The following is a 255-nucleotide window of genomic DNA, read 5'->3' as shown; positions in this document are numbered from 1 at the left end:
AAAGAGCGAGTTAGATGAAGCGACTTGGAAAGGTCCGCCAGAGCAGGTAAAAGCCCTGTAGTCGAAAGTTCGTTCTCTCCTGAGTGGATCCTGAGTACGGCGGAACACGTGAAATTCCGTCGGAATCCGGGAGGACCATCTCCCAAGGCTAAATACTACCTAGTGACCGATAGTGAACCAGTACCGTGAGGGAAAGGTGAAAAGCACCCCGGAAGGGGAGTGAAAGAGATCCTGAAACCGTGTGCCTACAAGTAG

1 rRNA gene is annotated in these 255 nt (G+C 51.8%); it reads left to right on the top strand.

The window, feature by feature from the left end:
* Window positions 1-255, top strand: a 23S ribosomal RNA gene (locus ACVYAD_RS25250); the annotation flags it as partial.

This window comes from Lysinibacillus sp. G1-3 (assembly GCF_056322905.1).
Note: the sequence above shows the minus strand (reverse complement) of the source record. Positions and strands in the feature narration are given on the sequence as shown.